General features: G+C 73.0%; 20 protein-coding genes. 10 read left to right on the forward strand and 10 right to left on the reverse strand.

All coding sequences use genetic code 11. The annotated features are described in order from the left end of the window. Positions 1-12: 12 nt before the first annotated feature. A complete protein-coding gene (locus ACZ56L_RS08250) occupies positions 13-660 on the reverse strand; it encodes a TetR family transcriptional regulator (protein WP_345221842.1) in 648 nt (215 codons plus the stop codon). A gap of 247 nt (positions 661-907) precedes the next feature. On the opposite strand from ACZ56L_RS08250, the gene ACZ56L_RS08255 reads away from it, so the two are divergent. Continuing rightward, positions 908-1,723: a VOC family protein gene (locus ACZ56L_RS08255; RefSeq protein WP_468686904.1), complete on the forward strand. Its 816-nt coding sequence runs from the start codon at positions 908-910 to the stop codon at positions 1,721-1,723. Positions 1,724-1,888: 165 nt separating this feature from the next. Further along, the gene (gene afsK, locus ACZ56L_RS08260; protein ID WP_471062568.1) at positions 1,889-4,258 is read left to right on the forward strand and encodes a protein serine/threonine kinase AfsK; all 2,370 of its coding nucleotides are present in this window, start codon (positions 1,889-1,891) and stop codon (positions 4,256-4,258) included. Between the two features lie 127 nt (positions 4,259-4,385). Here afsK and ACZ56L_RS08265 read toward each other — a convergent pair whose 3' ends face one another. Then, positions 4,386-4,952, reverse strand: coding sequence for a hypothetical protein (locus tag ACZ56L_RS08265; protein WP_471062570.1), 567 nt, complete (start codon positions 4,950-4,952; stop codon positions 4,386-4,388). A gap of 231 nt (positions 4,953-5,183) precedes the next feature. Here ACZ56L_RS08265 and ACZ56L_RS08270 point away from each other — a divergent pair, with 231 nt between their 5' ends. Beyond that, the gene (locus ACZ56L_RS08270; protein ID WP_345221850.1) at positions 5,184-5,795 is read left to right on the forward strand and encodes a hypothetical protein; all 612 of its coding nucleotides are present in this window, start codon (positions 5,184-5,186) and stop codon (positions 5,793-5,795) included. Positions 5,796-5,889: 94 nt separating this feature from the next. Here ACZ56L_RS08270 and ACZ56L_RS08275 read toward each other — a convergent pair whose 3' ends face one another. The 3 genes from ACZ56L_RS08275 to ACZ56L_RS08285 all read right to left on the reverse strand — a co-directional run bounded on the left by ACZ56L_RS08275 (position 5,890) and on the right by ACZ56L_RS08285 (position 8,373). After that, positions 5,890-6,663, reverse strand: coding sequence for an enoyl-CoA hydratase/isomerase family protein (locus ACZ56L_RS08275; protein ID WP_471062572.1), 774 nt, complete (start codon positions 6,661-6,663; stop codon positions 5,890-5,892). After that, positions 6,660-7,085: a Zn-ribbon domain-containing OB-fold protein gene (locus ACZ56L_RS08280; RefSeq protein ID WP_471062823.1), complete on the reverse strand. Its 426-nt coding sequence runs from the start codon at positions 7,083-7,085 to the stop codon at positions 6,660-6,662. The genes ACZ56L_RS08275 and ACZ56L_RS08280 overlap by 4 nt, the downstream gene beginning before the upstream one ends. A 139-nt stretch (positions 7,086-7,224) precedes the next feature. Continuing rightward, positions 7,225-8,373 (reverse strand): lipid-transfer protein, encoded by a 1,149-nt coding sequence (locus ACZ56L_RS08285; protein WP_345221856.1) that lies wholly within the window; start codon positions 8,371-8,373, stop codon positions 7,225-7,227. Between the two features lie 108 nt (positions 8,374-8,481). On the opposite strand from ACZ56L_RS08285, the gene ACZ56L_RS08290 reads away from it, so the two are divergent. Then, positions 8,482-10,107: a FadD3 family acyl-CoA ligase gene (locus ACZ56L_RS08290; RefSeq protein WP_471062575.1), complete on the forward strand. Its 1,626-nt coding sequence runs from the start codon at positions 8,482-8,484 to the stop codon at positions 10,105-10,107. Between the two features lie 21 nt (positions 10,108-10,128). On the opposite strand, the gene ACZ56L_RS08295 is transcribed toward ACZ56L_RS08290, so the two are convergent. From ACZ56L_RS08295 to ACZ56L_RS08310, 4 genes are all read right to left on the reverse strand, one after another. Continuing rightward, positions 10,129-10,503, reverse strand: coding sequence for a DUF6247 family protein (locus tag ACZ56L_RS08295; protein WP_468686922.1), 375 nt, complete (start codon positions 10,501-10,503; stop codon positions 10,129-10,131). 179 nt (positions 10,504-10,682) lie between these two features. Further along, positions 10,683-10,826: a hypothetical protein gene (locus tag ACZ56L_RS08300; RefSeq protein WP_468686924.1), complete on the reverse strand. Its 144-nt coding sequence runs from the start codon at positions 10,824-10,826 to the stop codon at positions 10,683-10,685. A 207-nt stretch (positions 10,827-11,033) separates the two neighbouring features. Then, positions 11,034-13,982, reverse strand: coding sequence for an SARP-family global regulator AfsR (afsR, locus tag ACZ56L_RS08305; protein ID WP_471062578.1), 2,949 nt, complete (start codon positions 13,980-13,982; stop codon positions 11,034-11,036). A 100-nt stretch (positions 13,983-14,082) separates the two neighbouring features. Beyond that, positions 14,083-14,217, reverse strand: a complete 135-nt coding sequence (locus ACZ56L_RS08310) for a hypothetical protein (RefSeq protein ID WP_471062580.1) — start codon at positions 14,215-14,217, stop codon at positions 14,083-14,085. On the opposite strand from ACZ56L_RS08310, the gene ACZ56L_RS08315 reads away from it, so the two are divergent. Next, on the forward strand, positions 14,216-15,535 hold the full coding sequence (locus tag ACZ56L_RS08315; RefSeq protein WP_471062582.1) for an amidohydrolase family protein: 1,320 nt from the start codon (positions 14,216-14,218) through the stop codon (positions 15,533-15,535). The two genes, ACZ56L_RS08310 and ACZ56L_RS08315, sit on opposite strands and share 2 nt — an antisense overlap. A 668-nt stretch (positions 15,536-16,203) precedes the next feature. Then, a complete protein-coding gene (locus tag ACZ56L_RS08320; RefSeq protein WP_345221871.1) occupies positions 16,204-16,542 on the forward strand; it encodes a MerR family transcriptional regulator in 339 nt (112 codons plus the stop codon). Positions 16,543-16,617: 75 nt separating this feature from the next. Here the strand turns inward: ACZ56L_RS08320 and ACZ56L_RS08325 are convergent, their stop codons facing one another. Continuing rightward, positions 16,618-17,544: an NAD(P)-dependent oxidoreductase gene (locus tag ACZ56L_RS08325; protein ID WP_471062584.1), complete on the reverse strand. Its 927-nt coding sequence runs from the start codon at positions 17,542-17,544 to the stop codon at positions 16,618-16,620. A gap of 203 nt (positions 17,545-17,747) precedes the next feature. Here ACZ56L_RS08325 and ACZ56L_RS08330 point away from each other — a divergent pair, with 203 nt between their 5' ends. The 4 genes from ACZ56L_RS08330 to ACZ56L_RS08345 all read left to right on the forward strand — a co-directional run bounded on the left by ACZ56L_RS08330 (position 17,748) and on the right by ACZ56L_RS08345 (position 21,162). Then, the gene (locus ACZ56L_RS08330) at positions 17,748-18,092 is read left to right on the forward strand and encodes a YkvA family protein (RefSeq protein WP_471062586.1); all 345 of its coding nucleotides are present in this window, start codon (positions 17,748-17,750) and stop codon (positions 18,090-18,092) included. Positions 18,093-18,188: 96 nt separating this feature from the next. Beyond that, complete coding sequence (locus tag ACZ56L_RS08335) at positions 18,189-19,136, forward strand: LLM class F420-dependent oxidoreductase (RefSeq protein ID WP_471062588.1); 948 nt, start codon at positions 18,189-18,191, stop codon at positions 19,134-19,136. A gap of 13 nt (positions 19,137-19,149) precedes the next feature. Next, entirely contained in the window at positions 19,150-19,935 is a 786-nt protein-coding gene (locus ACZ56L_RS08340) for an SDR family NAD(P)-dependent oxidoreductase (RefSeq protein ID WP_471062590.1), read from the forward strand. Between the two features lie 108 nt (positions 19,936-20,043). Next, a complete protein-coding gene (locus ACZ56L_RS08345; protein WP_345221880.1) occupies positions 20,044-21,162 on the forward strand; it encodes an LLM class flavin-dependent oxidoreductase in 1,119 nt (372 codons plus the stop codon). Positions 21,163-21,183: the final 21 nt, after the last annotated feature.

Genomic DNA, 21,183 nt, shown 5'->3' on the forward strand with positions numbered 1-21,183 from the left:
GTGCGGATGGGGCTACTTTGCGGGCTTTTTCCCTGTGATGCCCAGGTGGACCAACTGTGCGAGGTTCGGGCGGAGTTCCGTCTGCTTGACGCCCCAGGTCGTGAAGCCCTTCTGGTGCGAGGCCACGGCCGCGAGCATCGCGACGAGCGAGCCGGCCATCGCCGCGGGCGACACGTCCTTGTCGACCTTGCCCTTCGCCTGGAGGTCCTTCACCGTCTCCGTCAGGGAGTTGGTGACGGAGTTCAGGATCTTCATGCGGATCTTGTAGAACCGCTTGTCGCCCTCCGCCGCACCGAGGTCGACGACCCGCAGGATCGCGTCGTTCTTCCGCCAGAAGTCGAGGAACCCGTCCACGAGTTGCTCGGCGGTCTGCGCCCCGGCCCTGCCGACCCACGAGCGCCCGGCGACGAGGTCGGTCAGTCCCGCACCCTCCTTCGCCATCTCCTCCGCGATCTCGAGGACGGCGCCCTCGACGTCGGGGAAGTACTGGTAGAAGGTGGCGGGCGAGGTTCCGGCCTTGCGGGCCACGTCGATGACTTTGACGTCCCGGTAGGGGGACGAGCTGAGCATTTCACTGAGGCAGTCGAGCAGCTTCTGCCGCGTCGCCTGACCGCGTCGACCGGCCACGCGGCCGTCGACGGTGCGTACTTGTCCTGTCATGCCGTCAGCTTACCGAGGGGTGATCGGAGCGCGATTCGGCGAGTGCAAATGGGTTTCCGGCCAGACTTGGCCGGAGTTGACGGGGCGGTAGGGGCGGCCGCCGGGGGGCACGAGGGGCCGGGGACTTCGAATGGCGGTACCTGGCAGGGCGTCCACAGGTGTCCTCCAATAGTGTTATCAACAGCCTGTGGACAACGTCGGTGGATATCTCCGAGCGGGGATCTCCCCAAGCGGGAAGGATCGGTCCATGACCGCATTCGCTGAAGGTGTGCCCTGCTGGATCGATGTGGCGCTGCCCGACGTCGAGGCGGGCCGGCGCTTCTACGGCGGTCTGTTCGGCTGGACCTTCGGCGAGCCCGCGGACAGGGCGTACGGCTCCTACACGCAGGCGTACGTCGGCGAGGGCGAGGACCGCGCGAACGTGGCCGCGCTCGCCGCCAAGACCGACGGCCGCATGCCCACCGCCTGGGGCGTCTACTTCGCCACCCCGGACGCCGCCGCCCTGGTGGCCCGGGCCCGCGCGGCGGGCGGCCAGATCGTCATGGACGCGATGCCCGTCGGCCCGTACGGCACGATGGCGCAGATCGCCGACCCCGGCGGCGCGGTCTTCGGCGTCTGGCAGGGCGGCAGCCACCCCGGTTTCGAGCGGGCGGCGGCGCCCGGCGCCTTCTGCTGGACCGAGGCCTATGTCCGCGAGGCCGACGTGGAGCGCGTCGACGCCTTCTACGAGGAGGTCTTCGGCTTCGGCGCACGGGACCTGCCCGAGCTGACGGACGAAGCGGCCGGTGTGCCCTTCCGCACCTGGTCGCCCGCCGGGACCGAGCCGGGCGACGACACCGCCGTCGGCGGACGGGCCGTCATCACGGACGCGCTGCCCGCGGAGCTGCCGGCCCACTTCCTCTCGTACTTCATGGTCGAGGACTGCGACGAGACCGCGGCGGCGGCCACCCGGCTCGGCGGCCGGGTCACCCAGCCCCCCAGCGACGTTCCGTACGGACGGATGGCGGTCCTGGCCGACAATCAGGGAGCGGTCTTCGCGGTGCTGGCCGAACCCGAGGAGTGACGGGGCGGTCGTTCCGCCTCCGCTTGCGACCGGAATCCCCACCAGATGTGTACGAAATGGGGGGAAACATTCCATTCCGGCCCCGGGTTAGCCACGGCCGCCTCCGGCAGGAAGAATGCCCCCGGGGCTGTGTTTCGCGGCCTGGTACGGGGAGGTGGCAGGCAAGTGGAGCAGCTGACGCAGCACGACCCGCGGCGGATCGGCCCGTTCGAGGTCCTCGGACGGCTCGGGGCCGGCGGGATGGGGCTCGTCTATCTGGCGCGTTCCGCGTCGGGTCGCCGGGTGGCGATCAAGACCGTGCGGACGGAACTCGCCGAGGACCAGTTGTTCCGGGTCCGCTTCACGCGTGAGGTCGAGGCGGCGCGCGCCGTGTCCGGCTTCTACACGGCGGCCGTGGTCGACGCCGACCCCCGGGCGGCCGTCCCGTGGCTGGCGACGGCGTACGTCCCCGCGCCCTCGCTCGAGGAAATAGTGAACGAGTGCGGGCCCATGCCCGCGAACGCGGTGCGCTGGCTGGCCGCCGGCATCGCCGAGGCCCTCCAGTCCATCCACGGCGCGGGCCTGGTCCACCGCGACCTGAAGCCGTCCAACGTCCTGGTCGTCGAGGACGGGCCGCGGGTCATCGACTTCGGCATCGCGTCCGGTGTCTCCAACACCCGGCTGACCATGACCAACGTCGCCGTCGGCACCCCCGCGTACATGTCGCCCGAACAGGCCCGCGACTCCCGCGGCGTCACCGGGGCCAGCGACATCTTCTCGCTCGGCTCGACCCTGGTCTTCGCGGCGACCGGGCATGCCCCCTTCCACGGGGCGAACCCCGTCGAGACCGTGTTCATGCTGCTGCGCGAGGGCCCCGACCTGGAAGGGCTCCCGGACGAACTGCGTCCGCTGATCGAGTCCTGCATGGGCATGGAGGCCGCCCTGCGGCCCAGCCCCGCCGACCTCCAGGCCCAGCTCGCCCCGCACCTCTTCTCCTCCGGCGGCGACGACTCCGGCACCGCGTCGGCGTGGCTGCCCCAGCGGGCCACCGCGATGATCGAGCAGCGCCGCGGCGGCGGCCGCGTCACCCCGGCCGCCCCCGTCGTGCCGGCGCCGCAGCGGCCCGCGCCGCCGCCGCTCCCGCCGGGCCCGCCCCCGTACACGCCGCACCCGCGCGACCCGTACCCCGACCCGCGCACCGGGCAGGCCCCGCCGCCCTCCCGCGCCGACGGACCGGTCAGGCTCGCCGGGGCGAAGGTGCCGATCGGGCCGGGGCCCCGGGTGGCCGACGGGCGCGGGGCGGCCACCGCCGCCGTGGCCGAGTCCGCCACCGGCTGGGTGCGCGCGCCCGGCGGGGCCGCCGTGAACGGGGCGCCGCCCGCGCCCGCCGTCGTGCCCCCGCAGCCGCCCGAGGGGCCGTCGCCCAGCGGGTGGCGGCCGTGGCGCTTCCGCATGTCGAACGACGTGTGGGGGACCCCGGCGGTCGCGGGCGACCTGGTGTACGTCACGTCCTTCGAGGTGCACGCGCTGGACGTCGCGTCCGGCCGCCGCCAGTTCAAGACGCGGGACGTCGCCTGGGCGATGGCCGTCTCCGGCGGCCGCATCCACGCCTCCGACGGGCCGACGCTGTACGCGCTGGACGCGGCGGACGGGGCGGAGCGCTGGCGGCTCCAGAGCGACGCCTGGGTGTACTCGCTGAAGGCCGCGCGGGGCACCGTCGTGACCGGGACGCGGGGCGGCGGCGTGCAGGCTTGGGAGGCGTCCAACGGGCAGAAGCTGTGGGAGATCACCGGGGCGCAGACCGACTTCGAGACCCCGGAGGCGGGGCCCGACGTGCACGGCGACACCGTGTTCGTGTGGCAGGACGCCCGGCTGCGCGCCCTCGACTCCCGTTCCGGCGTGGAGCGTTGGACGTACCCGGTCGGCGACGCGGCCTCCTGCGGGAACGTGCCGGTGCGCGTCACCTCGGCGGAGGACGGTTACGTGTACGTCTCCGCCGGGACCCGGGTGCTGGCCATCGCCCAGGACTCCGGGCACGTCCGCTGGCACTTCGAGGCGCCGGCGGTCTTCCTCTCCCCGCCCGCCTTCGCGCCGGGCCCGGCGGTCACCGGCGGCGGCGTCTACCTCGCCGACTACCTCGGCACGGTGTACGCGCTGGACGCGTCGACCGGCAAGGACCGGTGGCGGATCGCGACCGAGTCCCGCCAGTCCACGGAACCGGTGCTGGTGGCCTCCGGCCACGTGCACGTGGGCAGCGGCAGCGCGCTCTACACGCTGGACGCGGTCACCGGCACGCCCAAGTGGCGCTTCGCGGCCGGCGGCGAGCTGGTCGGGGCGCCGGTGGTGGCCGACGGGCGGGTCCACTTCGGGTCGGCGGACCACTGCCTCTACACGGTGGACGCGGTCGGCGGCCAGCTCCGCTGGAAGCTCAAGACGGGCGGCGAGATCACCGGCTCACCGGTGGCGGAGGCCGGAATCGTCTACGCCTGCAGCAAGGACCGCTGCGTGTACGCGCTGGACGCGGTCAAGGGCACGGCGACGGGCCGCGCCCGCTGAGGGGCTCCGGGGGCGGGTCGGCGGCTGCTCGCTGCTCCGCCGCGCGGAACCGCCCCGGCCCCGCGCCCGCGCGGGAAGCGCTCGCCGCGCCGCCCGCCGCGCGGCTGCGCCGAGGCCGTCCGTGCGGTCACCCCCGGCCCTGACGGAGCTCGTCCGCCGTCGGCGCCGGCCGGGTGTACGTCGCCCCCTGGTCCGGCGCGTCCGCGGGGTCCGCGCCCCGCCACCCGCGGCGCGCCCGAGGGCGCCCGGGCAGGAGCGGACGCGCCCGCCGGCGTCCGTTCATCACCGCGGCGGCCAGCAGCATCAGCACCCCGCCCCCCGCCGCGCTCGCCACTCCCATCCCCAGCCCCGTCCCGTCCGCGTTCACCGCGATGCCGCCCGCCGCCTGCCCCTGCCGCACCAGCCACAGCACGGTGCAGCCCAGCGTGATCAGCCCCGCCAGCACCAGCAGCGGGCGGGACCGCAGCGGACGCGTCCACAGGAACACCGCGACCAGCACGAGCAGCGCCGCGAAAAGGAACGGCAGCAGCAGGGAACCGATCGGCTCAGCCGAGACGTCTGTGATCCCGTTGAAGAGGTCTTCGACGCGGTAGTCACGGCCGCGCCGACCGTCGTTCCAGGCCCGGAAAGGGCTCCACACGGCGGCCGTCGCACCGGCGACAGCGAGTACCGCGCCGAGGGCGTTCCTGACCATCTCGGGCTCCTCGGGGTCGAGAGATGTCGAGCGATGTCGGGGTTCTGTGAGGGTTCGCGGAGCTTTGACGCTACGCCCGAGGACCGGCACCCGCCACGCGACGAGCGCTGTTAGGGTGTCATGCACTCGCCCTTATGTTTTCTTTACATCGGGGTGGCTCCTGCCAGTGCCACCCGGGGCGTGAACGCCCATTTCGTCCCATCTCGCTTCACATCAACGGGGGTTGGAAGCATGAAGCTCCGCCATGTCCGCGCAGTGGCCGTTTTCGGCATCGCCGTCGTCGCACTCACCGGAGCCCGGGGCTCCCACGGCGGGAGCTGCAGCGGCGGTTCGAGCGGTTCCAGCAGCTCCAGCAGTTCCAGCAGCGGGGGCAGCGACTCCAGCAGCAGCTCCAGCTCCTCGAGCGGCGACTACCAGGCCTCCACGGGCGGCTACGACGGCAGCAGCTCCAGCTCCTCCAGCGGCGGCTCCAGCTCCTCCACCACGGGCGGCTCGGACAGCTCCAGCTCCTCCGGCTCGGGCGGTTCCGTGCCCGGCGTGAGCGGCGGCGGCAACGCGGCCAACCGCGACCTGCGCATCGCGGACTGCAAGTACGACCCGTCGCGCGGCATGCTCGCCACCATCACCGCCACGAACAGCAGCTCGTCGAGCACCTACAACTACAGCTTCACGGTGCGCTTCACGAACAACGGCTCCACCATCGGCTCCCGCTCCACCAGCATCATCGCCGTCGCCCCGGGCCAGTCCCGCTCCGTCGACGTCTCCACGGTGTACGTGAAGCGCTCGACCGAGACGCTCTCGGGCCGCTGCGAGGTCAAGTACGCCACCCGCACCAGCTCCTGAGTCCCGCCTGCTCCTGGGCCCCGCCGGCTCCTGAGTCCCGCCCGTGTCCCGAGGGGCCCGGCCGTCCGCACGGCCGGGCCCCCCGGCGGGCCCCTCAACGGATCCGGAACCCCGTGCCCCGCCGCGCGAACAGCTCCGCCTGCCGCCGCGGCGGCAGGCTGCCGAGGGCGATCAGGTGCGGCGCCTGCGCGTACGCCGGCGCCAACGCCGCCTCCTTGGCCGCCCACACCGCGCGGACTGTCCCCTGCACGGCCTCCGTCGGATGCCCCGCGATCACCTCGGCCGACCGCAGCGCCGCCGTCAACTCCTCGCCGTCCGCCGTAAGTTCGGAGACGAGTCCCACCTCGTACGCGCGCCGCGCCGACATCCGCTCCGCCGTGCCCATCAGGGCCGTCCGGGCCACTTCGCCGTACGGCATCCGCTGGGCGAGCAGCGCCGTCTCGTACGCGCTGACCATGCCGTACGTCGTGTGCGGGTCGAAGAAGGTCGCGCTCTCGCCCGCCACCACGAACTCCGACTCGCCCAGCAGGTAGAACGCCCCGCCGCAGGCCATCCCGCGCACCGCCGCAATCACCGGCTTCCAGAGGTCGTTGGCCTTGGGGCCGATGGCGAGGAGGGGGTCGTCCACCGAGTACGGGGAGGAGGGCTGCGGCACGACGGCCGTGCGGTCGAAGCCGGTGCAGAAGGCCCTGGGGCCCGCCCCGGTCAGGACGGCCGCCCGTACGGTGTCGTCGTGGCGGAACTCCCGCCAGAGGGCTGCGAGTTCGGCGGCGGTGGCCAGGTCGACGGCGTTCAGCTTCGCCTCGCGGTCCAGGGTGACGACGGCGACCCCGGTGTCCTTGTCGCGTGCCACCCGTACCGTCGTCACGGCCGCTCCAGCAGCCAGCGCGGGACCGCCGTGCCGTCCGGCAGCCTCCCGAAGGCCACCCGCACCCGGGCCCCGATCCGCAGCCGCCCCGGATCGACCGAGTCGAGTGCCGCGTCGGGGGAGGCGACGACATTGCCGACGAGCCGGATGCGGGGGGCGTCCGCCAGCTCCACGAGCACCGCGTTGTACGGGGCCCGCGCCGCGTACGCGGGAAGCAGGGGCGGGTGCGGGACGACGTACGACCAGATCGTGCCCCGGCCGCTCATCGGCCGCCACGCGGAGGCGAAGGAGTGGCAGTGCGGGCAGCACGGGCGGGGCGGAAAGCGGAGTTCGCCGCAGTCGGAGCAGCCCTGGACGCGGAGCTCGCCGCGGGCGGCGTACTCCCAGAAGGGCGCGCCGTCGGCGTCGGCGACGGGCGACAGGAGGCCCTCGGCGGCAGGGGAGCGGGAGTCGGCGGAGGAGCGGGAGCCGGTAGGGGGGCGGGAGCCGGTCGGGGGGCGGGAGCCGGTGGAGGGGCGGGAGTCGGCGGGGGAGCGCGGGTCGTCGCTCATGGTGGTGTGCTCAGCTCCTCAGCAGCAGTGCGGACGTCGGTACGCCCTCGCCCGCCGTGACCAGGCAGGTGGCGGCGTTCGGGACCTGGGCGGTGGAGGTGCCGCGGAGCTGCTTCACGCCCTCGGTGATGAGGTTGAAGCCGTGGACGTAGGCCTCGGAGAGCCCGCCGCCGCCGGTGTTGACCGGCAGCCGACCCCCGATCTCCAGCGCCCCGCCCTCGGTGAAGGCGGCCCCCTCGCCGCGCCCGCAGAAGCCGTAGCCCTCCAGCGAGAGCGGGATGAGCGGCGTGAACGCGTCGTAGATCTGCGCCACGTCCACGTCCTGCGGCCCGAAGTCGGCCTGCTTCCACAGGTGCCGGGCGGCGGTCCAGGCGGGCCCGGTCAGCGGGTCGTCGTTCCAGTAGTTGACCATGCCGTGGTGCTGGGCGGGCAGCCCCTGGGCGGCGGAGTGGACGTACACGGGCTTCCGGCGGCAGTCGCGGGCCCGTTCGGCGCCGACGATCACGCACGCCAACGCCCCGTCCGTCTCCAGGCAGTTGTCGAAGAGGCACAGCGGCTCGCTGATCCAGCGGGCGTTCATGTACATGTCCCGGGTGAGGGGGCGCTCGTACATCATCGCCGCCGGGTTCTGGTTCGCCCGGTTGCGGCAGGCGAGGGCGACGTTGAAGAAGTGGTCGCGAGTGGCCCCGTACTCGTGGCAGTAGCGGCGGGCCAGCATGCCGATCTCGTCGGCGGGCCGCAGCAGGCCGAAGGGGCGGGTCCACTGGGCGGGGGTGGGGAGCTGGACGGTGGTGTTCTTCCACGGGCGGGGCCCGCTGCCCCGCTTCCGGGACCGCCAGGCCACCCCCACGCTCGCCTGCCCCGTCGCGATCGCGGCCGCGAGGTGCCCGACGGTCGCGCAGGAGCCGCCGCCGCCGAAGCCCACCTTGGAGAAGAAGGTCAGATCCCCGGTCCCGACGGCCTTCGCGACCTCGACCTCGTCCGTCTCCTCCATCGTGTACGAGGCGAACCCGTCGACCTCGGCGGGGTCGATCCCCGCGTCGTGGAGCGCGGCGAGAATGGCACGGCAGGCCAACTCCTTTTCGCTCTGCGGGAGTTGTTTGGCGAACTCGGTCTGCCCGATGCCGACTATCGCCGTCGCGTCCTTGAGTCCCGGCATGCTCCACAGCCTCTCCGCGCTCGTCCCGGCCGTCGACCGACTGCTGACAGCGCGTCAGGCTACAGCTAATCTGACGGATAGTCAGCTAGTGGTGTGGGAGGGCTCGCGATGCAGTTCGACGCACAGGACCACGTGACCGGCGCCCCGGGACGCGCCCGGTGGGCCACCGTCCCCGAACTCGTCCGGCACGCCGCCGGGCGGTACGGCGCGCGGGAGGCCGTCGTCGAGGGCCGCACCCGCGTCACGTACGCCGGACTGGGGGAGCGCGTCGAGCGCGCCGCCGCCGCCTGCCTCGCCCGGGGCGTGCGGCGCGGCGACCGGGTGGCGGTCTGGGCCCCGAACACCCTCGACTGGATCGTCTCCGCCCTCGGCGCGGTCACGGCGGGCGCGGTCCTCGTCCCCCTCAACACCCGGTTCAAGGGCGCCGAGGCGGCCCAGGTCCTCGCCCGGTCCCGCGCCAGGCTGCTGTTCGTCACGGGCACCTTCCTCGGCACCTCCTACGTCGCCTCCCTGCGGCGCGCGACGTCCGAGGGCCCCGGCGACGGCCCCCTGCCCGGCCTCCCGCACCTGGCCGACGTGGTCGTCCTGTCCGACGACGCCGCCCCCGCCACCTTCCTGACCTGGAAGGACTTCCTCGCGGCGGGCGAAGAGGTGAGCGGGGAGACGGTACGGGCGCGGGCGGCGGAGATCCAGGACCGCGACCCCTCCGACATCGTCTACACCTCCGGCACCACGGGCCGCCCCAAGGGCGCGGTCATCACCCACGCCCAGACCCTGCGCGCCTACGACATCTGGGCCGACCTCGCGGGCCTGCGCGAAGGCGACCGGTACCTGATCGTCAACCCCTTCTTCCACACCTTCGGCTACAAGGCGGGCATCATCGCCTGCCTCACCCGCGGCGCCACGATGGTCCCGCAGCCCGTCTTCAACGTGGACACCGTTCTCGCCAACATCGCCGCCGAACGCATCTCCGTCCTGCCCGGCCCCCCGACCCTCCACCAGTCCCTCCTGGACCACCCGGCCCGCGGCGCCCACGACCTCACCGCCCTGCGGCTGGTGGTGACGGGAGCCGCCGTCGTGCCCCTCCGGCTCGTCGAACGCCTCCGCTCCGAGCTGCACATCGCGACCGTCCTCACCGCCTACGGCCTCTCGGAGGCGTCCGGCATCGTCTCGATGTGCCGGCGGGACGACGCCCCGGACACCGTCGCCGCCACCTCGGGACGGGCGATACCGGGCACGGAGGTACGGGTGGACGCGGCGCCCGGCGCCCCGGGGGAGGTCCTGGTCCGGGGCTTCAACGTGATGCGCGGCTACTTCGAGGACCCCGACGCCACGGCCGCCGCCCTCACCCCGGACGGCTGGCTGCGCACCGGAGACGTGGGCGTGCTGGACGCGGCGGGCAACCTCCGGATCACCGACCGGATCAAGGACATGTTCATCGTCGGCGGCTTCAACGCCTACCCCGCCGAGATCGAACGGGTGCTCGGCCTGCATCCGGGGATCGCCGACGTCGCCGTCATCGGCGTCCCGGACCCCCGGCTGGGCGAGGTCGGCAGGGCGTACGTGGTCCGCCGCCCGCGCACCTCCCTGACGGGCGACGACGTGATCGCCTGGGCCCGCCGCGAAATGGCCAACTACAAGGTCCCCAGAGAGGTCGAGTTCGTGCCGGAACTGCCCAGGAACGCGAGCGGGAAGGTGCTGAAGGGGGAGCTGCGGGGACGCGCGGGACGCTGACCCGCGGGCCCGGCCGCGCCCTCAGTCCTGTGCCAGCGCCCGGCGCGCCTCGCCCTGCACCGCCCCGATCTCCTCCATCGCCGCACGCCACTGCGGTGAGCCGGGGGCCGCCGTCCGGGCCGTGCACTCCGCCGTGCGCAGGCGCTCGGCCGCTGCCGGGACGCGGGCGATCTCCGTCGCCACCGACCAGCTCTCCAGGAACGCCGTGAGCGGAGCCAGCGAACCCGTGCGGGCGGCCAGCGAGAGGGCCTCCTCCATCTGCCGCTCCATCTCCGGGAGCTGCGCGGGGGCCAGCCGGGCCACCGCCGCGCGCAGCGAGGCCGTGGTGCGGTCCGGGCGGGGGAGGAGGGCCTCCGTGCGGTCCGGGTGGGACGAGGGGTTGCGCTGGGCGGTCATTCCGGTCCTTCCGAGGAGGTCTCGTACGGGAGGAGGGCGAAATGGGGGGTATGGGTTGCCTCCGCCTGAATACCCGTTCGACCTGCGGATACGACGCGTGGGGCAACCGGCCCCGAACGGCGTGCGGCCGCGGCGGCTCCCCCTCCGCGCCGCCGCGGCCGATCCCCGTGCAGGAAGGTCTACTTCGCGGGCTCGCCGTTGGCGTGCACGTCCTCCGTGCCGGCGCCGCCGTTGGCGTGCACGTCCTTGGGGGCGACCTGCTCGCCGTTGGCGTGCACGTCCGTGGGCCGGAGGTCCTGGTCGGTCTTCTTCTGCTCGCCCATACTGATCAACTCCTGAAGTCTCGTTCTGCGGCAGGGGCCGAGGAGCCCGCCCCACTGTTCCCCCGTGCGACAGTCGGGCGGGCGTTCGGCGGGCGCGCCCCGGACGGGGCCGCCGATGTCGGTTCCGCCTGCCCCCCGACGCGACGGCTCCGACACCAGAAGAGTGCCGGGCGGCGATAAACGAACGATGAACGCCCGGGCCGAGGGCTATCCGGCCGCCACCGACGCCATCCGGACGCGCAGGTCGGACGCCTCCGGCGAGCCCAGGTCCTCGTAGTGGACGAGCGCCTCCTGCCAGCAGGCCTGTGCCCGGCCGGGCTGGCCGAGGCCGATGAGGGCCTGCCCGAGCACGGTGAGCGCCATGGCCCGGCGCCACCGCCCGCCGATGTCGTGCAGCACGGACAGCGCCGCCTCCGCGCCCGCGGCCGCCTCCGTGGGCCGGCCCGCGGCGAGGTCGGCCTCGGCGATGCGGCACAGCGTCAGCCCCTCCCAGATCCGCTGCCGGTTCTGCCGGAAGGTGTCCAGGGCCTCCGAGAGGCGGTCCCGGGCGGCGGACAACTGCCCGCTCCGGGTCAGGGCGAGCCCCAGCGCGTACCGCCCGTTGGCGCCGCGCAGCGAGTTGCCCATGGCGTCGTAGATCTCGGTGCCCCGCCGGGCGAGCGCGATGGCCTCCGCGGTGTCCCCGGTCGCCAGGTGGATGCGGGAGAGGTTGCACAGGGCACTGGCCTCGCCGGGGAGGTCCTGGCAGGTGCGGAAGTGGGCGATGGCCCGGGTCAGGAGCTCCCGGCCCTCCGCGTGCCGGTTCTGGTAGAGCGCGATGACGCCCCGGATGTTGTCGGCCCAGCACACGGGCAGCAGGTCCTGGGCCGGTCCGGCGGGGGCCGCGACGACCTGTGCCGCCTCGCGGTCCGCCCGGTCGAACCGTCCGGCGATCAGGTGCGCGTTGCTCAGCGCGACCCGGGCCCGGGCCTCCGCCCTGCGGTCCGCGCACCGTACGGCGGCCGCCAGCAGGTCCGCCGCCGTGGCCTCGTACTCCCGGGAGTTGGTGCCCGACTCCGCCAGGTCCACGGCGGTCCACAGCAGGTCGATCGCCCGCCGCAGGGTCGTGTCCCGGGCGGACTGCCGGATGCAGGCCAGCAGCGAGGGCGCCTCGGTGTACAGCCAGTCCTGGGCGCCGGTCCGGTCGGCGAAGACCAGGCCCGGGTGCCGGGTGTGCTCCAGGTGCTCGACCAGCCGGTCCCCCGGCCGCTCGATCGCGTACACCCCCGCCGCCGTCGCCAGGTAGAAGTCCAGCAGCCGCGACAGCGCCGCCGCCCGTTCCGTGGGCGGCTGCTCGTCCCGCTCCGCGCACGCACGCGCGTAGAGCCGGACGAGGTCGTGGAAGCGGTAGCGGCCCGGCGAGGCCGACTCCAGCAGCGAGGTGTCGACCAGGGACTCCAGCAGGTCCTCGGTGTCGTACAGCGGCAGGTCCAGCACGGCCGCCGCCGCGGCCAGCGAGATGTCGGGGCCGTCGGCCAGGCCCAGCAGGCGGAAGGCGCGGGCCTGGGCGGGCTCCAACTGGCCGTACCCCAGCTCGAAGGTGGCCTTCACCGCCAGGTCGCCCGCCTGCAACTCGTCCAGTCTGCGCCGCTCGTCCGCCAGCTTCGCGGCGAGGACCGAGACCGTCCAGGTGCGGCGCGCGGCCAGCCGGGCGGCGGCGATCCGGATCGCGAGCGGCAGGAACCCGCACGCGCCGACCACGTCGAGCGCCGCCTCGCGCTCGGCCGTCACCCGCTCCTCGCCCACGATCCGGGTGAAGAGCTGGAGCGCCTCGTCGGGCGACATGACGTCCAGGTCCACCAGGTGCGCGCCCGCGAGGTCGACCATCCGGGTGCGGCCGGTGATCAGTGCCGCGCACCCCGGCGTCCCCGGCAGCAGTGGCCTGACCTGCGAGGCGTCGCGCGCGTTGTCCAGCAGGACCAGGACCCGGCGGCCGTCCAGGGTCGAGCGGTACAGGGCGGCCCGCTCGTCCAGCGAGTCGGGGACCGCGGTCTCCGCCGTGCCGAGCGCGCGCAGGAACGCGCCGAGGACCGTCTCCGGCTCGGCGGCCCGCGCCCCCGCCCCCTGGAGGTCGACGTACAACTGCCCGTCGGGGAAGTGCGGCCGCGCCGCGTGCGCGACGTGCACGGCGAGGGTGGTCTTGCCGACGCCGCCGATGCCGGCGATCGCCGAGACCGCCATCACGCTCGTCTCGGCCTGCGCCAGCCGCTCGCCGAGTTCGCGTACGAAGGAGGCCCGGCCGGTGAAGTCGGCGACGGCCGCCGGGAGCTGGGCGGGACGCAGCGGGGCGGGCGCGACGGCGGCCGGGGCCTCGACCGGGCGGGCCAGCTCCTCGTCGGCGGCCAGGATGCGCTGCTGGAGACGGGCCAGTTCGGGGCGCGGATCGACCCCGAGTTCATCGGCGAGCAGCCGGCGCGTGTCGGCGTACACGGCGAGCGCCTCCGCCTGCCGCCCGCACCGGTACAGCGCCAGCATCAAGAGCTCGCGCAGCCGCTCGCGCAGCGGATGGGCGGCGGTCAGCGCGGTCAGCTCCGACACCGCCTCCGCGTGACAGCCGACCTCCAGGTCCAGGTCGAGCCGGGTCTCGGTGAGCTGGAGCCGCCACTCCTCCAGCCGGGCCCGCTGCGACTCCGCGTACGGCCCCGGCACGGACGCCAGCGCTTCCCCGTCCCAGAGCCCGAGCGCCTCGCCCAGCAGGGTGCGCGCCGCGCACCGGTCCCCGGCCGAGCGGGCCTTGTCGGCGTCGGCGGCCAGCTCCTGCGCCACCGCCAGGTCCAGGGCGCCCGGCACGGGCCGGATCGCGTATCCGCCGGCCACGCTGACCAGCACGTCCGCGCCGAGTGCCTTGCGCAGGCGGGAGGCGTACGTCCGGATCGCGGCCAGCGCCTGGGAGGGCGGCTCCTCGCCCCACACGCCGTCGATGAGCTCGGCGGCGGTCGCGGTGCGGCCCTCGCGCAGCAGCAGCAGGGTGAGCAGGGCGCGCTGCTGGGGCGACCCGGCGGGCACGGGCTCGCCGCCACGCCAGGCGCGGACCGGTCCCAGGACGCTGAAGCGCAGGCCGGCGGGGGAGAGGCGGTCGTCGTTCGGCAGGCCGCGGCCGCCCGGTATGCCGTCCATCGCACTCCCTCTGCTGTTGCTTCCCGTGGCGCCCTTGTCCCGGCTCTTGTCGACAGGGCCAGTTTGCCCTGTCCATGCCGAGGGCGTCAGCAGGGGAACCTCAGAGGAACCTCAGGAATGCCGGTGCGGGGCGCGGCCGTCCGGTGCGCACGGACACCTGACGGATCGTCAGATCGGCGGTACCGTGGCGCTCGTTGGAGCCAGGTGCGGTGACGAGCAGGGAGACGTGCGCCATGGACGCGACGACCGGAACGGCCCGAACGACGGGGACGGCCGGAACGACAGGAACGGCGGGAACAGCCGGAACGACGGAAACGGCCGGAACAGCCGGGACGGACGGCTTCCCGAAGATCATCTCGGTGGACGACCACACGGTGGAGCCCCCCGGCGTCTGGCAGGACCGCCTCCCGGCCAGGTACCGGGACACCGGCCCGCGCATCGTGCGCGCCCCCCTGCGGGAGATGACCTTCCTGGGCGGGAAGTTCGCACCGGTGATGGGCGAGAAGGGCGACGCGGGCCCGATCGGCGACTGGTGGGTGTACGAGGACCTGCGCCGCCCCCTGACCCGCCTGGACACCGCCGTCGGCTACGACAGGGACGAGATCAAGCTCGAAGTCATCACCTACGAGCAGATGCGCCCGGGGTCCTTCTCGGTCCCCGACCGGCTGGCCGACATGGACGTCAACCACGTCCAGTCCGCCCTGTGCTTCCCGACCTTCCCCCGCTTCTGCGGCCAGACCTTCACCGAGGCGTCCGACCGCGAACTGGGGCTGCTGGGCGTGCGGGCGTACAACGACTGGATGGTGGAGGAGTGGTGCGGCCCCGAGGCCCATGGCCGGCTCATACCGCTCACCCTCGTCCCGCTCTGGGACGCGGAACTCGCCGCCGCCGAGGTCCGCCGCAACGCCGCGCGGGGCGTCCGCGCGGTCGCCTTCTCGGAGATCCCGCCGCACCTGGGCCTGCCGTCCGTCCACACGGACGACTGGGACCCCTTCCTCGCGGCCTGCGACGAGACGGGCACCGTCGTCGCGATGCACATCGGCTCGTCCTCGCGGATGCCCTCGACCTCGGCGGACGCGCCCCCCGCCGTCGGCTCGACCATCACCTTCGCCAACTGCTGCTTCTCGATGGTGGACTGGCTGATGAGCGGCAAGTTCGAACGCTTCCCGAACCTGCGGATCATGTACGCGGAGGGCCAGATCGGCTGGATCCCGTACATCCTGGAACGCGCGGACGTGGTCTGGGAGGAGAACCGGGGCTGGGGCGGAGTCGCGGACAAGGTGCACCGCCCGCCGTCCGAGCTCTTCGCCGAACACGTCTACGGCTGCTTCTTCGACGACGCGTTCGGCCTGAGGAACCTGGACGCGATCGGCGTCGGCAACGTCCTGTACGAGACGGACTACCCGCACTCGGACTCCACCTGGCCGCGGTCGCGCGAGGTCGGCGAGGACCAGATGGGCCACCTGGCTCCGGACGTGGTGGACCGCATCGTGCGCGGCAACGCGATCGACCTCCTCGGCCTGACCCCGGACGGCCTGTGGCCGGGCAGGTGAGGGGCGGCGCGGCCCGCCAGGGCCCTCACCCGTGACCGCCGACTGCCTTCTTCGGACGCCACCGAAAATCTGCTCTGGCGAAGGTAGACATTCGTCGGCGACAGGGCTATGGTTTTTCTTGTAGCCGAGATCGAGAGATCGAGCAGGGCTCGCCAGACACGAACTGGCGGGCAGCAGTACCGAAGTTCCGCAGTACCGCAGTACCGCAGTACGCAGAACGGCCCGGTGGCGGAGTGTCGAAGCCAGGGAATGTGCAGGACGGCGACGGGACTGGCGACCGGACCGGGTGGCCCGCAGTGATCAGGGGCCGCCACCCGCAGTACCAGCAGTACCCGCAGTGAGAAGTACCCCGCAGTACCGAAGTAGCAGTACGGCAAGTTGTTCCCAGAGGGAGAACGGAGGAGCCAGACGCCATCAGGATCGCCCGGGTGAAAGAGTGAGTGCCCGGGTACCGCAGGACATCGCGATAGTGAGGTGGTCTCCGGTCAAGCAACCGCGATCCCCGCAGCCCCGGCGCAGTACGGACCGGGTAGGCGGAAACAGAAGGTCGGCGCAGTACTCAGGCCGACAGATGGTGTAGCAGTTCCTTCGGGGCCCTGGTGCGAAGAGCACCAGGGCCCCTCCACGCGTTCCATCGGAGAGGCGTACATGACAACAGTGAGGTGCCAATGACAGTGGATGATTCGCTCGGCCGTCTCGACGACGATGACTACCCCGCCTACACCATGGGCCGGGCCGCCGCACTCCTCGGCACCACGCAGGGTTTCCTGCGCGCCATCGGCGAAGCCCGGCTAATCACCCCGCTCCGCTCCGAGGGCGGCCACCGCCGTTACTCCCGCTACCAACTGCGCATCGCCGCCCGCGCCCGGGAACTCGTCGACCAGGGCACCCCCATCGAGGCCGCCTGCCGCATCGTGATCCTCGAGGACCAGCTCGAAGAGGCCCAGCGGCTCAACGCCGAATACCGCCGCGCCGCCGAACCGCAGACCTCCCCGCCGTCCCCCTGACCCGACCCGCAGCGCAACGGGGCGGTCCGGCGCCCGCGCCGCACCGCCCACCGTCTGCGACGTCCGGCGCCCGGCTCAGACCCGGGCCGGGAGGCGCAGGTGGGTGAGGGCCGAGGCGGCGGTGTACTCCGTTTCGCCGGCGGCGATGCGGTGCTTGAGCTCCGTCACCGTGCGGTCGAAGTGGTCCGGGCGGACGCCCGCCTCGCGGGCCGCGTCGGCCATGTTCTGGGCGGCGGCCACCACCAGGTCCATGGACTGGGCGTAGGCGGGCGGGGCCGGGGAGTCGATGTCGGCGGCCATCACCGGGACCATCCCGAGCATGCTCGTCAGCCAGGCGACCACGTGCGAGGCGAAGTCCGTCGCGGTGGTGCCCCGGTGGGAGGTGGCCACCGCCGTCGCGTGGAGGAAGCCCGCGAACATCATGTCCATCGCGCTGAGCAGCGCCAGGTCGTAGAGGGAGGCCAGGGACACGTCCGGGCCCAGGTGGTGCGGGGTGCCCAGCACCGCGAGGGTGGCGCGGTGCTGGTCGAAGGGGTCCTGCGCGCCGCTGTAGAAGAGGAAGGCCTCCGGTGTCGCGATCTGGTGGGGGACGGCCATGATGCCGCCGTCGAGGTACGTCGCCCCCAGGGCCAGCGCCCACGCCTCCGTCTCGCGGGCCTGGGCCGGGGTGCCGTTGGTGAGGCTGACCAGGGTGCGGCCGTGGAGGGCCCCGGCGGCGGAGGCCAGCAGGGCGCGCTGGGCGGCGTAGTCCAGGACGCAGGAGATCGTGAGGGGGCCGGCCTCCAGGGCCTCGCGGACGGAGCCCGCCAGGTGCGCGCCGCGTGCGACGAGCGGGGCCGCCTTGGCGGGGGTGCGGTTCCAGACAGTCACCCTGTGGCCCGCCGTGAGCAGGGCGTCGGCCAGGGCGTACCCCATCAGGCCGAGGCCCAGGACGGTCACCGGGGGCTTCGTGACCAGGGGGGCCAGGGAGGACAGGGGGGTCTCGGTGGCGGGTGCGGGCATGGCGGAGCTCCCTTGCGGAGGGGGTGGAGTGGGGCCCGAGTGGGCTGCGTCCAGCTTCGGGGCCCATGCCGCCGCGCTCAAGTACGCACTTAAAGGTGGGTGGTCGGTGCACCCGGGGGAACCCGGGTGCGGTGCGTGGCGGAACGGCTTCGTCCGGGTACACGGAGGGGGACGCCCGACGGGCGGAGCGACGAGGAGGGCATATGAGTGACGGGACGGTCGTCCTGCTGGTCCTGGCAGGGCTCGCGGTCGCGGCGATGGTCGTGTTCGCCGTGATCCTGCTGGTCAAGATGGTGAAGGCCCGGAAGCTCCTGACGGAGGCGGGGATTCCGGTCGAGAACAAGGTCCTGTTCTGGGGGGCCGTGGCGTATCTCGTCAGCCCCGTGGATCTGCTGCCCGATCCCGTGCTGCTCGACGACATCGGGGTCATGCTGATCGCGCTGCGGTCGCTGTACGCGGCCGCCGAGAAGGCGGGCGTGGGACGCGGGCGCGGACGTGAGCGGCGGGAGCCGGTGGCGGTCGAACGGGCCGACTGGCCCGTCAGGTAACCGACGGCGTTCCACCCCTTGCCTGACGGCCCGTCAGCAATGACGATGGGGCGGTCGTCGCGCCGTTGACGGTCCGTCAGATCAGGGGGTCAGCTCATGGTCCGGGTCCTGCCCGAAGGGCGGCTGTCGTACGGGATGCAGCTTCCCGTGCAGTCGCAGAGCGTCATCTACGCGGAGGGGTGGGAGGCGGCGGCCGGACCGGCCGAGCTCGCCGAGGTGGCACGTGTCGCCGACCGCAGCGGATTCGCGTACATCGCGGTCTGCGACCACGTCGCCGTTCCGCGCCGGCTGGCCGACGCGATGGGCACGGTCTGGTACGACCCGGTGGCCACCCTCTCCTATCTGGCCGCCGTCACCGAGCGTGTGCAGTTGCTGAGCCATGTGGCGGTGGTGGGGCTGCGGCATCCGCTGGCGGCCGCCAAGCAGTACGCCACCCTGGACCACCTCAGCGGGGGCCGGCTGGTGCTCGGGGTGGGGGCCGGGCACGTGCGGGAGGAGTTCGCCGCGCTCGGCGCCGACTTCGCCGGGCGCGGGGCGGTGCTGGACGAGTCGATCGACGCGTTGCGGGCGGCGCTGGGGCCGGAGGAGTTCCCGGAGTTCGCGGGGGAGCGGTACGCGTTCAGCGGCCTCGGGCAGCGTCCGCGTCCGGCGCGGGAGCGGGTCCCGGTGTGGGTGGGCGGGTCGTCGCCCGCAGCGGTGCGCCGGGCCGCGGTACGGGGCGACGGCTGGCTGCCGCAGGGCGACCCGCGCGCCGAACTCCCCTCGCAGATAGCTAAGTTGCTGCGCCTGCGCGACGAGGCGGGGATCGAGGAGCCGATCGAGATCGGGGCCATCGCCGAGCCGCTGTACGTCGGTGCGCCGGGGTGGGACGTCGGGCGGCGGACGCTGACCGGCGCACCGGACGCCGTCGCCGAGTCGCTGCGGACGTACCGGGAGATGGGCGTGGACCAGATCCAGGTGCGCTTCCGCAGCCGGGGCGTGGACGAACTCACGGAGCAGATGGCGGTGTTCGCCGCCGAGGTGGCACCGCTCCTCAACCAGTAGGGGTGTGGTGGGCATGGGCAAGCTGGACGGCCGGGTCGTCGTCGTGACGGGAGCGGCGCGCGGGCAGGGCGAGCAGGAGGCGCGGCTCTTCGCGGCGGAGGGCGCGAAGGTCGTGCTCGCGGACGTGCTGGACGAGCAGGGGGCCGCGCTGGCGGCGGAGCTGGGGGAGAAGGCGGCGCTGTACGTCCACCTCGACGTGAGCCGTGAGGAGGACTGGACGGCGGCCGTCGCCGCCGCCAAGGAGACCTTCGGGAAGATCGACGGGCTGGTCAACAACGCCGGCATCCTGCGCTTCAACGAGCTGCTGAACACCCCGCTGGCGGAGTTCCAGCAGATCATCCAGGTCAACCAGGTCGGCGCCTTCCTCGGCATACGCACCGTCGCGCCCGAGATCGCGGCGGCGGGCGGCGGCACCATCGTCAACACCGCCTCGTACACCGCGCTGACGGGAATGGCGTACGTCGGCGCCTACGCCGCCACGAAGCACGCGATCCTCGGCCTGACCCGGGTGGCGGCGCTGGAGCTGGCGGCGAAGGGCATCCGGGTGAACGCCGTGTGCCCCGGGGCGGTGGACACGCCGATGACCGATCCGGCGTCGCTGGACCCGGACGCGGACCCGGTGCGGGCCGCGGCGGGGGTGGCCGAGCTCTACCGGAAGCTGGTGCCGCTGGGTCGGATCGGCCGCCCGCGGGAGGTGGCGGCGCTGGCGCTGTTCCTGACCTCCGAGGACTCCTCGTACATCACCGGACAGCCGTTCGTGGTGGACGGGGGATGGCTCGCGGGGGTCTCCGTGGCCTGACCGCCATCTGATGGCCCGTCAGTATTGACGGTCCGGTGGCGCGGTGGAACAGTCGGTCGCACAGAGAACTGACGGTGCGTCAGAAAACCTCAAGGACGGTGAACTTCAGTGGAGTTCGGTCTCTTCGTGCAGGGTTACGTGCCTGCCGCGCGTGCCAAGGTCGACCCCGAGGCGGAGCACAAGGCTCTGATCGAGGAGACCGAGTACGTCATCCAGGCGGACAAGTCGGGGTTCAAGTACGCGTGGGCGAGCGAGCACCACTTCCTGGAGGAGTACTCGCACCTGTCGGCGAACGACGTGTTCCTGGGGTACCTGGCGCACGCCACGGAGCGGATCCATCTGGGGTCGGGCATCTTCAACCCGCTCGCGCCGGTGAACCACCCCGTCAAGGTCGCGGAGAAGGTGGCCATGCTCGACCACCTGAGCGGGGGCCGGTTCGAGTTCGGGAGCGGGCGGGGGGCCGGGTCGCACGAGATCCTGGGCTTCATGCCGGGGATCACCGACATGAACCACACCAAGGAGATCTGGGAGGAGACGATCTCCGAGTTCCCCAAGATGTGGCTCCAGGACGAGTACCAGGGCTTCCAGGGCAAGCACTGGTCGCTGCCGCCGCGGAAGATCCTTCCCAAGCCGTACGGGAAGGCGCACCCGGCGATGTGGTACGCGGCCGGGTCGCCGTCGTCGTACGCGATGGCGGGGAAGAAGGGGCTGGGGGTGCTCGGCTTCAGCGTCCAGAAGGTCGCGGACATGGAGTGGGTCGTCGAGTCGTACAAGACGGCGGTCAAGGACGCGGAGCCGGTCGGGGCGTTCGTCAACGACAACGTGATGGTCACGTCCACCGCCATCTGCGCCGAGACGCACGAGAAGGCGGTGCAGGTGGCGGTGAACGGGGGGCTGAACTACCTGCAGTCGCTGCTGTTCCGCTACCACGACACGTTTCCGCGGCCGGAGGGGATTCCGGAGTGGCCGGAGCTGCTGCCGGAGTACAGCGAGGAGATCATCGAGCTGCTCATCGCCGAGGAGCTGATGATCTGCGGGGACCCGGACGAGGTGCTGAAGCAGTGCCGGCGGTGGGAGCGGGCGGGGGCGGACCAACTGTCGTTCGGGCTGCCGATCGGGGTGTCGCGGGAGGACACGATGAACACGATCCGGCTGATCGGGGAGCATGTGATTCCGGGGATCGACACGGATCCCGTGCACCGGACCTCCCGGATGCGCCAGGGATGACCCCCCGGGGGGGGGCGGCCC

It is taken from the genome of Streptomyces sp. NPDC039736, from assembly GCF_055596485.1.